A 14,897-nucleotide genomic window follows, 5' to 3' on the forward strand; every position below is an offset into this window, starting at 1 on the left:
ACGGTTTTCATGGGGTATGACATGTAGAAAATATATGGAGTCACCATGAGCAGTAACGATGAGATGGTCAGCCCGATCACGGGAAGAACCGCCCAGATGTTGGTGGTGCCACAGGATGCCGATCTTCTGGTTTGGCAGGCGGAAGAGGGCATCATCATCGACGTTGGCGGTAGACCCTCCGGCGCTGTCACCGAAGTGGTGTCGGGTAGCAACGCCAGGCCCGGTGCTGTCGACAATGCCTATGTGGATCTTGGCAGGGATCCCGGTGATGGTGTCCAGTATGACATCAGTGTCGATACGGCAGGCAGCTACCAATTGACCCTGCGCTATGCCAACGGCAGCAACAGTGATCGTCCGTTGGCGCTTCAGGTGGATGGCGGCGTCACGACGTCGGTGAGCTTTCCTGGAACCGGTGGCTGGAGCAGCTGGCAGGAGGTGACGGTCGAACTTGAGCTTGAGCCGGGTTCGCATCAGCTGTTTTTGTCGATCCCCACGGCGGAACAGGGTGGCGTGGGCCAGGGACCCAACCTGGATCAGCTGACACTGGTAAAGGTGGAAGACGAACCAGATCCCGACCCAGATCCAGATCCCGACCCAGATCCAGATCCCGATCCCGATCCCGATCCCGATCCCGATCCTGATCCGGAGCCGGAAACAGGCATCATGTCGTTCGAGGCGGAAACCTTTACCATCGACGATCAGGAGTCGGATCCAGGCAGCCCGGCCGATACGACGGCTCGCCTGGAAGCCGATGGCGTGGATTCGCTCAGGCCTGGCTACAGTGGCGAGGGTTACCTTGACCTGGGCAACGATGTCGGCGATGCCGGGGTATTCGAAGTGACCGTGGAGGAAGGCGGCAATTTCCGACTGGACGCCCGCTACGCCAATGGAGGCAACGCTGATCGCCCCATGGTGCTCTACATTGATGGCGTCAGGGTAGGCGAGTTCGAGCTTGCTTCCACCGGGGCTGGTGATGATGGTTGGCAACGCTGGCGGGAAGAGTCGCTTGAACTCAAGCTCGAAGCCGGGACCCATACTGTTCGCCTTGAGAATCTCACGTCAGGGGGGGCCAACCTTGACCTGGTCAAGCTGTCTCCGCTCGTCGTCGAGCCCGGCGAGCGTCCGACACTGAAGATCAACTTCCAGCCACAGGGGGCCGACGTTCCCGAGGGCTATGTCGCGGACACCGGCCAGGCCTTTGGAACACAGCTACTGGAAGTGGACGGCAAGACCTACCGCTACGGCTGGGTCACCGAGCAAAGCATTGCCGACGGAACGGAGAACGGCACCGATCCATTGTCGCTGGCGAGTCAGGGTGCCTTTACCCTGGTGGATCGTTCCGAGCGCTTCGTCGGCCTGGACCCGCGCCAGGCGACCTTTGCCCAGATGACCAGCGAGCGCGACGGCTTCGTCGATGCAGGCTGGGAAATTGAGCTGGAGCCCGGCTTCTACGAGGTGACCCTGTCAGTGGGCGACGCTTCCGGCAACTTCGACGCCTTCTACGGGGTCAATGCGGAGGGTGTTGCCTTCACCGATGCCTTTGCCCCAGGGCGTCCAGACGACTTTTCCATCGATGCGACGCCGACCAATGACACCGAGGGCCTGCGTTCGGATCTGGTCACTCGGGTGGTTGAGGTGACCGATGGTCGTCTGACGCTGGATGCGCTCGACGTCGACAGCAAGAACGTCAAGCTGCAGTATCTGGAGATCCGACCTCTGCCGGACCTGACTCCGGAAGATGACCAGCCAGCGAGCCTCGACTATGCGCACTTTACCGATGCCCGGGCCATCGCCGGTGTTGCTACCAACACCGTGGTCGTGGATCTGGACAGGGAAGACGGTAACCTGCCCACCGGAGTCGATCCCACCTCCGATATCTTCGTCGGCGTTCAGGTGGTCGAGGGCCGAGGAGGCGCACTCCTGAAGAGCCTGAGCGATGGTTCTGTGCGGTTGTTCGAGACCGTCACCGGCATCGAGGTGGCGTTTGATATCAACACCACCGGCGGTTTCGATTCACTGACCCTTTCCCCCAGGGAAACGCTGAAGCCTTTCACCAGCTATAGCCTGGTGATCGATGGCTTTCAGGATCGTGGCGACAACAGCGACAGCAGTTTGCCGACCCGGGAATTCCTGAAGTACACCAATACCTTCGTTACCGGGCCGGAACCGGATATCCTGCCCAGTGATGTGGCCTTCGAGGGAACGGTGGAGTTGAACGGTTCCGTCGACGGAGCCTTCGGTTTTACCTCCCTCGAGGTCAGCGCCGAGGGTGATGCGCTGTACGTGGTCAGCATGGGCGGCCAGATCGTGCGCTACGCGCTGGACCCCGAGGACGGCTCGCTGGGCCCCGGGGAGGCCCTGTCGCTGGCCCTGGATCCCTTCATGGAGCCCGACGCCGACGCCTTCAACAATCGGCGGGGTATCATCGGCATCGCGGTGGACCCGACCGATCCAAAGGTATTGTGGGTGACCGACAACTATCCGATCCCGCTGTCCGGACGCGACACCTCGACCCCCGACTTCAGCGGGCGCTTGTTGAAGATTACCCTGGACGAGGGAGACGACTTCAGCGGCAGTGCCGAAGTCTACCTGACCGGACTTCCCCGTTCGGTGGCGGACCACGTCACCAACAGCATCGAGTTTCGGGAAAATCCGGCGTTTGATGCAGAGGTCTCGCCCACTGAACCCTCGCATCTGCTTTACCTGACCCAGGGGTCCAATACCGCCATGGGGGACGGCGACAGTGCCTGGGGCAATAGGCCCGAACGTCTGCTGTCTGCGGCGGTGTTGGAGGTGGATCCGACGCGCTCGCCGCCCGCTGGTGGCTTCGATGTCACCACCGAGCCCCTGCCGGAAGACCAGACACGCTTCCTCGACGTCGACAATGACCTGAAAAATGCCCCCATTCCCATGGAGGAAGGGCGCTTTCTGGTGTTTGACGACAAGGGTGTCGCCAGCGTCCAGGACGCTGATGGCCTCGTGCTGGAGAGCTTCTACGATCCCTTCGTCGATGATGCCGTGGTCAAGATCTTCGCCACCGGGGTCCGCAACGCCTACGATCTGGTCTGGCACTCCAATGGCTACCTGTACACGCCGACCAATGGCTCGGCGGCGGGCGGTGCCGTGCCGGATGACCCCTCGACGCTGATCGACGAATCGGCGACCAACGTGGTCAAGCAGGATGACTATCTGTTCAAGGTCGAGCAGGGGGGCTACTACGGCCACCCGAATCCTCTGCAGGACGAGTACATCCTCAACGGCGGTAACCCCACCCGGCTGGAGGACATCAACGAGGTCACGTCCTACGATCCAGGCATCCAGCCCGACCCCAACTATCGCATCGACGATGCCTACTCGTTGGGGGAGAACCGCTCTGCCAACGGCGCGACCGAATACGTCAGTGAGACCTTCGGCAATGCCTTCAAGGGCAGTCTGCTGATCACCGAGTATTCCGGAGGAGACGACATTCGCTGGATCACGGTGAATGCCGAAGGCAAGGTCATCGGTGACGACGTTCTGCGGAATGCCGCCGGCAAGGTCATCACCTATACCGATCCTCTGGATATCATCGAGAACCCCGCCACAGGGCGCCTGTATCTGGTCACCCTGAACCGCCGGACCGGCGAGAGTCAGCTGGTCCGCCTGGATCCCGTCGAACCCATGTCATCCGGCGGGGCTGGCACTGACTCGATGAGGATACTGGCAACCATCCAGGCCGAGGACAACACCCCTGACGACGGCACCAGCGCCACCATCAGCGAGGGCGGCGCTGCCGAGATCATCATCCGTGAAGGGATCGCCAGTGAGGTGCCGGGGCTACAGCCGGGCAGCTTTGGCAATGACGGCAATCTGGATGACAACGACGGGGTCGGTGGCGGTTACGCTGATTTCGGCAGGAACTCAGACGATGCCATCACCTTTGGCTTCACCCTGGAAGCCGGTGATGGTGGTGACACCGTGCTGCGGGTGCGCTATGCCAATGGTGGCTTTTCGGATCGACCTCTCGAGGTCTTCGTCAATGGCCTGAGTGTGGGTATCGCCGACTTTCCACCGGCACCGGACAGCCTCGAGGGTTCCGATCGCTGGCGTTTCTGGATGACCCAGGATATCGAGGTGAACCTGGCGCCGGGCGATGTCGAGGTGCGTTTGCAGTCGGTGTCCCGGGCTGGGCCTAACGTGGATCAGCTGGAAGTGGTGCACGAGCCTTCGCCCGGTTTCGGCATCTACGAGGCCGAGGATGCACTGCTAAACGGTCCCCGAGTGGTCGAAGTGGGTGACGTGCGCGACGTCTCGGAGAACGCCTACGCCGACTTCAGGGGCACGCAAGACCAGACCATCACCTGGTCGATTCGTGTCGAAGAAGCGGGAACCTATGAAATCGGTTTCCGCTACAACCTTTCTCAGACCAAGGCGGATCGACCGCTGTCTTTCAGTATCAATGGTGTCGCCCAGGATGATCTCGACTTCGCAGGGCTGAGTGAGAATAACGCTGACTGGATCTATCATAACGTGTTGGTCAGCCTGAAGGCGGGGATCAATACCTTGGTAGTGACCGCGCCGGCGGCGGTTGGGCCGGACATGGACCTGTTGTGGGTGCCCGACCAGTCGTTGGAAGCGATTCGGGCCGCCGTTCTCGGGCCAGCCGACGCCACCGATGGCGTGCGCATCGAGCTTGAGGATGGCATCTCGGCGCTCAGCGTCGACCCGCGAAGCGCTGACTTCTTCTTCGAGGTCGATACTCGAGGCCTCTACCGGCTCGATCTGGCGGCGAATGCCGGTGTGCTGCGTGGCGAGGATCTGGCCCTCAGTCTCAATGGCAAGCCATTGACCGTGATGTCCTTTCCCGGAGCAGGAACGGCGGGTGAAGAGTCCTACTACGTCGAGCTGGAGCCCGGGATCGAGTACCGCCTGCACATGGTGTCCGATGATCTGTGTAGTCAGCGCATCGACTACCTGGATGTGACGCCAGTCGCCGTCACTGCCGAGGCCGTGGCCCACCTGGAGAGTGGTGATGTCAACTACTTCAGTGATCGCCTGTTGTTCAACTATCTCGATGAAAACAACTTTGGTGGCCCGGATCGGGACTTCAAGGAAAGTGCTACCGCCGTCATTTCCAATGATGGCAGCGACCCGCTGACTATTCTTGATGTCTCACTGGATGGCCCCTTCGTGCTTGCTGACGCGGCGGTCCTTGAAGGGGTGACACTGGCACCGGGGGAATCGCTCGAGATCGATGTATTGTTCGATCGCGCGAATTATCGTCCGCCCGCCAGCAACGCCGATGACGGCAGCTTCTTCGGGAGTCTGAGGCTGGTGACCAACGACGCCGATGCCCCGGTCCAGGAGTTGACGCTTGCCGGGTTCTGGCAGGCTCAGGATGAGGGCGGCTGGGAACCGACCGTCGACGAGGTCTGGAATGTGGCCGGATTCGGCAACCGGATCGGCGGTATTCCGACGGACGGTGGCGCCAGAGGCTCGGCCTTCGATGACTACGGTTTCTATCGCGCCGTCAGCGAGGAGGAAGTGCTGTCGCGCTACTGGACCCTGGCCGACGGGGTCGATGAAGCCAAGGTGAGTCAGATAGTCGCACTGCATGGGGCGGGTGTGGCTGCCTTCGGACTCCACGCCTTCAGGAATACCTCCCAGGATATCAAGTTGATCCGCCACGATGAGGACCAGAACCAGTCCTTTCTGCCGTTGACCTATCTTGATCGTCAGGAACCGGCAGCCACCTTCACCCGAGACGATATTCCCGACAATTGGGTAGGCAACGATCTGTTCGGCCTCGAGGTGGCCACCCTGTCCTCCGATCCCTCGTTGAATCCTCCCGGCAAGGGCAAGCCACCGGCGGATTCGCCGGATCTGGAGCGTGGCTACTACGTTCGCGTGTTCAAGGCGCTGGACGATGAAGGTAACGAGATTCCTGATACCTATCTGGTGCTTCAGGACTATTCCGGATCCAACCTCGACTACAACGACAACATGTTCGTTATCGAGGGTATCAAGCCGATGTACGAAGGCAACGGTGTCCCGCCGGAGGAAACCGACCAGGTGGTGCCATCGTCGCGCTTCACCGTGGCCGCCGAGCAGGGCGAGTCTGCGCAGGAAGTGCCCGATGTGGTCGATCCGCTGGATCTACAGGGCCTGCCCCAGCAGCAACCCGACGAACTGTTCTGACAGGCTTGCCACTGTCAACCGTGTGAATGCCGCTCCCCCGGGAGCGGCATTTTTCTGGGCGCCAGATCCAGAGAGTAGTTGTCGCTGTTGGCAGACACCGGGTGTTGCAGGGCGTCGACAGCGGTGAAAAGGCGACCTTTGCGTTAGGCTGGTGTCGATTTGAACGGAAGGAGTCATGCATATGCGAACCGCTGGATGGATTGTTTTCCTGGTGATGGCCGTGTTGATGGTGGGCTGCAGCTATGACCCCGCACGGGTCTCGCCGGAGCCGCTGATCATCATCGATGACGATCATCGCGACCATCGAGATCATGACGGTGGCGACTTCTGTCCGCCGGGACAGGCCAAGAAGGGTCGCTGTTGAGAAGACGCCGAGTCTGACAACGGCCGCCATGCCCCCGCCACAAGGATGCCCAGGCGACAAGCGTTGAGGTCGCGTGAAGCCGGGCGTTCGCCCCGGCTTGTCAGGCTGTTCGGTGAGCGGCATGGTAGAGGTATCTTCTTCAGGCGAGGCGATCGTGAGCCGGATCGATCTCAGGACCACGACCCTGGCCAACGAGCACGTGTCCCACGTGCACGGCTACCACCAGTTGATTCTGCCCACCTGCGGCAGTACCGAACTATCCCTTGAGGGGCGGGAGCAACGGGTCACCGCCGAGCGTGGTTGCCTGATTCCAGGCAACTGCCATCACGACTACCTGGGAGACGGCAACAATCGTACCTTCGTGCTCGACGTGCCGGTGGTCTTCGGGCTGCCGGACGTCGACGTGGCCCGACTGTTCGAGCGACCGCGTTTCTTCGCGGTGCCCCCCGATCTGCAGCGGCTTGCCGACAGCCTGATGCGGCAACTGGATCAATTCCCCACCCTGGGCAACGATATCGCAGCGCTTCTGTTACGCGCGCTCTATCTCCATCTGGAGGCTTCCAGCGAAACCTGTGCCCCAACACGATCGACGGGCGTCAGCGGTCGGCTCGATCTGCGTCTGCTGGACGACTGGATCGATAGGCACCTGGCCAGTGATATTCGCGTGGATGACCTGGCGTCCTTGTGCGCGCTAAGTCCCGGTCACTTCCACGCCAGCTTTCGCCAGGCCACCGGGATGACGCCGCAGGCCTATGTTCGTCGACGCCGGTTGAGCCACGCCCAGGCGCTGATCCGTCACAGCGAGTTGCCGCTGGGGCAGATTGGGGCGCTGGTGGGCTTTCGTGACCAGGGCAGTTTTTCCCGAGCCTATCGCAGGGTTCATGGGGTGGCGCCCTCCCAGGAGCGCACAGGTTTCTAAACAGCGATTTAGCCTCTCTCCGCTCTCGCGCTCACCCACTTGTCACTTTTCTCCTCTCGTCGCGGTGACGTTGTGTCCGACGACACGGTTTGCCTGAGTTCCGGGCAAGGTTTTCGTAGTCTCGGGCAAGTTGACGATGGGTTTCGCGCATAGCCTGAAAAGGAGTCACTCGGCGCCGGCCTCGATTCGGCGCCATCAACAATGACAACAACCATGACAACAACCGGAGTTACCGATGTCTTCGACCTCCCTTACTGCCTCCGCCCGCACTGACGACCGCATTTCGGCTGACCGCCGCTCGCACGACAACCACAAGGTCGGCGCCCGGCGTGGCCAGCCGGCCAGACAGCGGCGACGAGCGCCGATGCTGGCGCTCGCAGCGTTGCCGCTGGCGCTGATGGCGTCCCAGGCGCAGGCTCAGTCCTACGAGATGGCCATCGCTACCCTGATCCCCGAGAACCTGACCAACAACGCCATCTATCCTGCCCTGGTCCACTTCAAGGAGCTGGTGGAAAGTCGCACCGAAGGCGACGTCACCGTCAGCATCTTCGGTGGCGGCCAGATGGGCTCCGAGGTCGAGACCGGCTCCCAGGTCCAGGCCGGTGGCAGGGCGCTGCAGTCCGCCATTCTGACCTCCGGCGCGATGTCGTCGTTCTACCCCGAGTATCAGGCGGTGACGGCCCCCTTCCTGTTCGATGACTGGCGCCAGGCCTGGGCCTTCTTCGATGGCGAGTGGTTCGCCGACTTCATGCAGGGCGCCATCGAACAGGCGGACATGCGCTATCTGGGGACCTTCGATGATGGTGGCGGCTTTGTCGCCTTCACCAACAACGAGCGGCTGATCAAGACCGTGGATGACCTCGAGGGGCTCAACATCCGCACCGAGGAAAACCCGGCCCACGTCGCCACCATGGAGGCGCTGGGTGCCTCCGCCACACCGCTGCCGTGGGGCGAGCTGATCACCGCGCTGGAGACCGGACTCGCCGACGGTCAGTTCAACGCGCCGGTGATCAACACCACCTTCGGCCTGGACGAGGTGACCGACTACACCACCCTGACCGGGCACGTGTACAACAGCGCCAGCTGGATGGTCAGCGAGAGCTGGTTTCAGGAGCTGCCCGAGGAGCACCAGCGGGTCATCACCAACGCCGCCCGTGAGGCGGTCAGCCTGAGCCATGGCGCTTCCGGCATGCTGGCGACCGCCAGCTGGCAGACGTCCTGCGAGATCTTCGAGGAGTGCTACCTGATGCCGGCAGAAGAGCGCCAGCGCATGGCAGAGGTGGCGCGTCCGGCCTGGAAGAGCTGGATCGTCGACGACTTCGGACTCGACGCCGCCTTGATCGACGACCTGCTGGCCGAGGTCGATGGCCTGCGCCAGTCGCTGCCGCAAGAGGCCTACAGCCGCTACGGCCAGTGATTGTCGCGGCGGGGCGGCCAGGCCGCCCCGCCAGTGCCCACCGCCTTGCCCGAGTTCTCCTGTCATGTCATCACTGCGATCTCTTCAGGCCTGGCTCCAGCGCCTGAGCGACGGCGTCAATCGCCTCGCCATCGTGTTCTGCGTCGGCTGCGTCCTGGCCATGCTGGGTATTTCGTTCACCGGGTTTCTGTACACCCTGTTTACCGGCGGGGCGCTCAGCTGGACCTATTCCCTGGCCCGCCTGTTCCTACCGTGGATCGGGCTCATCTCCTCGACCATCGCGCTGCATTCCGGTGAGCACGTGGCCATGACACTGCTGGTCAAGCTGCTGCCGCGCCCGCTGGTGGTGCTGGCAGCCGGCGCGACCCTGGCCGTCATCGGCACGCTGGCGGTGTTGATGATGTTCTACGGCTGGGACTTCTTTTCCAACGCCCGCCAGAGCTACATGGTGTCCGACAGTATTCAGATTTCCTACAAGTGGACCACCTTCGCGGTGCCGCTGACCGGCGCCATCATCGCGCTGCATCTGGTGCACGGCTTTGCACTGCTCGAGCACTTCATCGACAGCGACGCGGTGATCGAGCAGGCGATCCATTCCAATGACAATGGCGCCGGCAGCAACGCCGAGCAGGCGGTCGACAGCCGTGTCGAATCCTCCGATCCCTCTTCACCACAAGGCGACGCCGTCGCCCGGGAGCCACGCCCATGACCGCCGCGATTCTGGCCTTTATCCTGGTGTTGGCGATCGGCGCCCCGGTCGCCGTGGTCATGGCGATCTCGGGGGTTGCCGGGGTCTATGAGCTGGGCGGCGAGCGCCTGGTGGGGATCATCGCCGATCGCATGTTTTCCGGTGTCTCCGGCTACATGCTGATCGCCGTTCCGTACTTCATCTTTACCGCCGAGTTGATGAACCAGGGCGGGCTGACCCAGAAGCTGATCGCCTTCAACAATGCGCTGTTCGGTCGGGTGAGGGGGGCGCTGTCTCACGTCAACGTGACGGTGTCGCTGTTCTTCGCCGGGCTGACCGGGGCCGCCATCACCGATACCGTGGCGATCGGCAAGATCATGATTCCGGAGATGAAGAAGCAGGGCTACGACGCCGAATACGCGGCGGCGATCACCGCCTGTTCCTCGATCATCGGGCCGATCATTCCCCCAAGCGTGGTGATGGTGGTGTACGCCACCCTGCTGCGGGACGTCTCGGTCATCGACCTGTTTGCCGGAGGCATCGTGCCGGGCATTCTGATGACCGTGGCGCTGCTGGCCACCAGCATCGTGCTGGCCTGGCGGCGGGGCTACCCCAAGCAGGCGCCGACACCGCTGAAGATGGCTCTGCTGGCATTCTTCTCGGCGCTGCCGGCCATGCTGGTGCCGTTGATCATCCTCGGCGGGATACTCTCGGGCATGACCACCATCACCGAAGCTTCGGGCTTTGCCGCAGTGTACGCGATCCTGATCGGCATGCTGTTCTATCGCAACCTGACCCTGGCCAAGGTGGCCCAGGCGCTCGTGACCACGGTCAAGTTTTCCGGTGTCGTGTTCTTTCTGCTGGCGACCTCGGCGGTGCTCGGCTGGTTTGTCACCCGCTCTGGCGTCGCCCGGGAGGCGGCGAGCCTGATCACCTCCCTGAGCGATGTCGCCTTCGTGCAGATCTTGCTGGTGTGCCTGTTGCTGATCGTCATCGGCACGGTCATGGATGTACTGCCGGCGCTAGTGGTCATCGGCCCTGTGGTGGTGCCGGCGATGGTCAGCCTGGGTTTCGATCCACTGCACTTCGCCATCGTCATGATCGTCACCCTCAACATCGCCAACGTCACGCCACCGGTGGGCATGACGCTGATGACGGCGGCAAGAATCGCCCAGGTCCCCTACGAAAAGGCGATCCTGGCGTCGCTGCCGTTTTATACCGCCTTTATCCTGGTAGTGGTGTTGCTGGCGGGTTTTCCGGCACTATCGACATGGATCCCCTCGCTGCTCGACTGATGTGAGCAGTGACGGAGCGTCATCACCGGAGACAGATGCAGATGAAACTTTTCTACCATCCTGACCAGGAACGTCACGCGCCGCCTCAGTTCCTGAAGCGTGGAGCCCTCACCGATTCCCCCGAAGGGCCCCGCCGGGCGGAGCTTCTGAGCGAAGGCCTGGCCGAGGTCGGCCTGGCCCTGACCGCGCCGGCCGAGGTCGACAGTCCCACGCTCAGGGAGCGTCTCAAGGAGATCCACAGCGAGCGCTACCTGGATTTTCTCGAGACCATCCATGCCCGCTGGCAGGCGTTGCCGGACGCCACCGAATTCGTGGCGCCGAACGTCCATCCCTGCGGCGGCGGCAAGCACTACCCGCGCCATCCGGTGGGGCAGGTGGGCTGGCACATGCACGACATGGCCTGTCCGATGACCGAGACCAGCTTTCAGGGCATCCTGGCCAGTGCCGCTACCGCCCAGGCCGCCGCCGAGAGCATCGTCGCCGGCGGCGGCACCGCCTACGCTCTGTGTCGTCCGCCGGGGCACCACGCCGGCCCCGATCGTGCCGGGGGCTTCTGTTTTCTGAATAACGCGGCCCTCGCGGCCACGGTGCTGCGCGAGCATGTGTCCCAGGTGGCGATTCTCGATATCGACCTCCACCACGGTAACGGCACCCAGGACATCTTCTACGACCGTGGCGACGTCTGGACAGGATCGCTGCACGTCGATCCCAGCGACTTCTATCCCTACTACTGGGGCGGAGCCGGCGAGACCGGTATCGGTCCTGGACTCGGCGCCAACCTCAATGTGCCGCTGGCACTAGGCAGCGGTATCGAGGCCTTTCAGGCCGGTCTCGATGAGCTGCTCGACGCCATGGCGAGCTTCAGCCCGGACGCGCTGGTTGTGGCGCTGGGACTCGATGCCCACAAGGACGACCCGCTGGCGGGGCTGACGCTTGAAACCCCGGACTTCGTCGCCATCGGTCGCCAGATCGGTGAGCTGGGCCTGCCCACCGTGCTGGTGCAGGAGGGCGGCTATCCGACCGCGGCCTTGAGCCATAACCTGGCCGCCTTCCTGCGCGGATTCAACGACGCCTGACCATAGCTTAAATACAGCCTGATACAGCTCAATACTTAGCCCAACGATCATCCCGCGGATGATCTCCCACAAGGAAAACACCATGAGCCCGACCCTTCACGACAGCAACGACCGCATGAGCCAGATCGCCGTTCACAATGGCACCGTCTACCTCTCCGGCCAGGTACCGGCGGACGCCAGCCAAGGCATGCGCGGCCAGACCGAGCAGGTGCTGGCGCGAATCGACGAACTGCTGGCCAAGGCCGGGACCTCCAAGGATCGACTGATCTCGGCCCAGGTATGGGTCACCGACATGGCCGAATTTGACGAGATGAATGCCGCCTGGGACGCCTGGGTCAGCCCCGGACGTCCGCCGGTACGTGCCGCGGTGGAAGCGCGCCTGGCCCGGCCGGAGTGGAAGGTCGAGATCATGGTGGTGGCCGCCTTGCCCCAGGCCTGAGGTCGCCCATGAGCCGCAGCAAGACGACCGGTTTCTATTGGCACGAGCGCTGCTTCTGGCACGACCAGGGGGCGATCGGGGTATTTTCGGCGCCAGGGCCCTGGTTGCAGCCCCAGCCGGCCTCTGAGAGCCCGGAGAGCAAGCGCCGTCTCAAGAACCTGCTGGAGGTCAGCGGGCTGATCGACGAGCTTGAGGTGGTAAAGCCGCCGGCGGCCGGCCGCGAGGACCTGCAGCGCTTCCACACGAAAGACTACCTTGATGCGCTGGAGGCAGGTGATGCGGGCCTGGGTGGCGATGCCGGCGAGGCCGCGCCCTATCGCCCGGGCAGCCTTGCCAGCGCCCGGCAGTCCGCCGGGCTTGCCATCGCAGCGGTGGAGGCGGTGGCCCGTGGCACCCACGCCAGCGCCTATGCGCTGTGCCGTCCACCGGGGCACCACGCCGAAGCCGATCGCGGTCGCGGCTTCTGCCTGCTCGGCAATATTCCGGTGGCGGTGATGCGAGCGAAGGCACTGGGGCTGGTGCGGCGGGTGGCGATCCTCGACTGGGACGTGCACCACGGCAACGGCCAGCAGAGCGCCTTCTGGGACGACCCTGATGTGCTGACGGTATCGCTGCACCAGGCCGGCAACTATCCGCTCGAGACCGGTGGCTTCGACGAGCAGGGCGGTGAGGGCGCGTCGGGGTCCTGTCTCAATCTGCCGTTGCCGCCGGGCTCGGGGCTTGGCGCCTACGACTATGCGGTCGAGCGCCTGGTGCTGCCGGCCATCGAGGCCTTCGCGCCGGATCTGATCGTGGTGGCCTGTGGCTATGACGCCTGCGCCAAGGACCCGCTGGGCAAGATGCTGCTCAATAGCGATGCCTTCGGGCGCATGGCCCAGTCGGTCAAGGCGCTGGCTCAGCGATGTTGTGAAGGGCGCCTGGTGGTCGTCCACGAAGGCGGCTACTCGGAAGGCTATGTCCCGCTGTGTGGCCACGCCGTGATTCAGGCGCTGGCCGACAGCGACATCGGCGTGGATGACCCACAGAACGACGAGATCGCCGCCTGGGGCTATCAGGCACTGCAGCCCCACCAGCGTGAACTGATCGATGGCTGGCGGCGCGGCTGGCCTGGGCAGATCACCGAGGCCCGCGACGACAGCCAGGCTGAAGAGGCTATCGCCTGCGTCTGTGGCAGGGACAGCGACGCAAACAGGAACAGGGACAGGGAGCCAGGCACATGAGTGGACTGCACCAGCGCGACGGCTGGATCTGGAAGAACGGCGAATGGCTGCCCTGGCGGGAGGCCACGACCCATCTGCTGACTCATTCGCTGCACTATGGCATGGGCTGCTTCGAGGGCGTGCGCGCCTATCGTGACGACAACGGCAATGCCCGGCTGTTTCGGGTCCACGAGCATACCCGACGCCTGCTGGACAGCGCCCATATCCTCGACCTCGAGGTGCCCTGGAGCCATGAAGAGCTGATCGAGGCGCAGAGCCAGTGCCTGATCCGCAATGGGCTGACCGATGCCTATCTCAAGCCCACCGTGTTTCTCGGTCCCGAGGGCCTTGGGCTGCGGGCCAAGGCGTTGAGCTGTCAGATGATGGTGGTGGCCTGGGACCTGGGACCCTACGTCAGCGCCGAGACCGCTGCCGTCGGGCTCAGGGCCCTGACCTCGTCCTGGGCGCGCCATCACGTCAATATCAGCGCCTGTCGGGCCAAGACCAGCGGCCACTACGTCAACAGCATGCTGGCATTGAATACGGCGGTGAAGGCGGGCTTTGACGAGGCGATCATGCTTGACGCCGAAGGCTACGTGGCCGAGGCCAGCGCGGCCAATATCTTTCTCTATCGAGACGGGGTGTTGCACACCCCGGAGGTCACCTCCTGCCTGCAGGGGATCACCCGGGACAGCGTGATCCGATTGGCGCGTGAGGTGTTGGGCGTGGAGGTGCAGGAGCGCCGCATCACCCGCGATGAGCTGTACATCGCCGACGAGGCCTTTGTTACCGGCACCGCCGCCGAGATACTGCCGTTGCGGGAGCTCGATGGTCGCCATATCGGCGCCCGCGCGGGGGCTCCCGGGGTCGCTGAGCCGATAGCCGTCGATAGCCTGACGGCAAGACTGCAGCGACTGTATCGCGACGTCTGTCGAGGTCGGTTGTCGCCGGCGACCAACGGAGATCGCCATGACCTGGCGCGCTATGCCGACTGGCTGAGCCTGGTCCCGGCGGACAACGAAGTGGTTATCGACACAGACAGTGATACGGACAGCGACTAGGTCGGTTTACACAACCAGGCGGCTGCACGATGGCCACAAAGAAAGGCGCCACGACCCTTGAGTCGTGGCGCAGCTAGCCGTCTTTCCTCCCTGGGGCAGCTTCCCTGTGCCCGTGTTGCTCCCTTGGCGCTTCCCGCGCCGTCGCCTCCGTGACGCTCGAGGGGCAGTGTCCCTTGCCCGGTGTCGCCTGAACACAGAGGTAGTATCGACGAGGCGTGTGTCACTCAGATAACCGCCTCATGACCCTTTGGTGACATCCCGG

10 protein-coding genes are annotated in these 14,897 nt (G+C 63.2%); all 10 read left to right on the forward strand.

Annotated elements, in window-relative coordinates; translation table 11 throughout:
* The first annotated feature begins 45 nt into the window (after nt 1–45).
* On the forward strand, nt 46–6,177 hold the full coding sequence (locus EBB56_RS11530; RefSeq protein ID WP_124804414.1) for a carbohydrate-binding protein: 6,132 nt from the start codon (nt 46–48) through the stop codon (nt 6,175–6,177).
* Nucleotides 6,178–6,358: 181 nt separating this feature from the next.
* Nucleotides 6,359–6,541 carry a hypothetical protein gene (locus EBB56_RS11535; RefSeq protein ID WP_045994856.1) on the forward strand — a complete coding sequence of 61 codons (183 nt, stop codon included), beginning with the start codon at nt 6,359–6,361 and terminating at the stop codon, nt 6,539–6,541.
* Between the two features lie 154 nt (nt 6,542–6,695).
* Nucleotides 6,696–7,460, forward strand: a complete 765-nt coding sequence (locus EBB56_RS11540) for an AraC family transcriptional regulator (protein ID WP_124804415.1) — start codon at nt 6,696–6,698, stop codon at nt 7,458–7,460.
* A gap of 364 nt (nt 7,461–7,824) precedes the next feature.
* Entirely contained in the window at nt 7,825–8,877 is a 1,053-nt protein-coding gene (dctP, locus tag EBB56_RS11545) for a TRAP transporter substrate-binding protein DctP (protein WP_045994863.1), read from the forward strand.
* 64 nt (nt 8,878–8,941) lie between these two features.
* Complete coding sequence (locus tag EBB56_RS11550) at nt 8,942–9,586, forward strand: TRAP transporter small permease (RefSeq protein WP_260425339.1); 645 nt, start codon at nt 8,942–8,944, stop codon at nt 9,584–9,586.
* Nucleotides 9,583–10,860, forward strand: coding sequence for a TRAP transporter large permease (locus EBB56_RS11555; RefSeq protein WP_108132764.1), 1,278 nt, complete (start codon nt 9,583–9,585; stop codon nt 10,858–10,860). Before EBB56_RS11550 ends, EBB56_RS11555 begins: the two co-directional genes overlap by 4 nt.
* A gap of 41 nt (nt 10,861–10,901) precedes the next feature.
* Nucleotides 10,902–11,936: a histone deacetylase family protein gene (locus EBB56_RS11560; RefSeq protein WP_045994862.1), complete on the forward strand. Its 1,035-nt coding sequence runs from the start codon at nt 10,902–10,904 to the stop codon at nt 11,934–11,936.
* Between the two features lie 82 nt (nt 11,937–12,018).
* Nucleotides 12,019–12,375 (forward strand): RidA family protein, encoded by a 357-nt coding sequence (locus tag EBB56_RS11565; protein ID WP_108132815.1) that lies wholly within the window; start codon nt 12,019–12,021, stop codon nt 12,373–12,375.
* 8 nt (nt 12,376–12,383) lie between these two features.
* Nucleotides 12,384–13,595 (forward strand): class II histone deacetylase, encoded by a 1,212-nt coding sequence (locus EBB56_RS11570; RefSeq protein ID WP_124804416.1) that lies wholly within the window; start codon nt 12,384–12,386, stop codon nt 13,593–13,595.
* The gene (locus tag EBB56_RS11575) at nt 13,592–14,635 is read left to right on the forward strand and encodes a branched-chain amino acid transaminase (protein ID WP_124804417.1); all 1,044 of its coding nucleotides are present in this window, start codon (nt 13,592–13,594) and stop codon (nt 14,633–14,635) included. The genes EBB56_RS11570 and EBB56_RS11575 overlap by 4 nt, the downstream gene beginning before the upstream one ends.
* Nucleotides 14,636–14,897: the final 262 nt, after the last annotated feature.

Source organism: Halomonas sp. YLB-10 (genome assembly GCF_003856855.1).
Taxonomy (GTDB): Bacteria; Pseudomonadota; Gammaproteobacteria; order Pseudomonadales; family Halomonadaceae; genus Halomonas; species Halomonas litopenaei.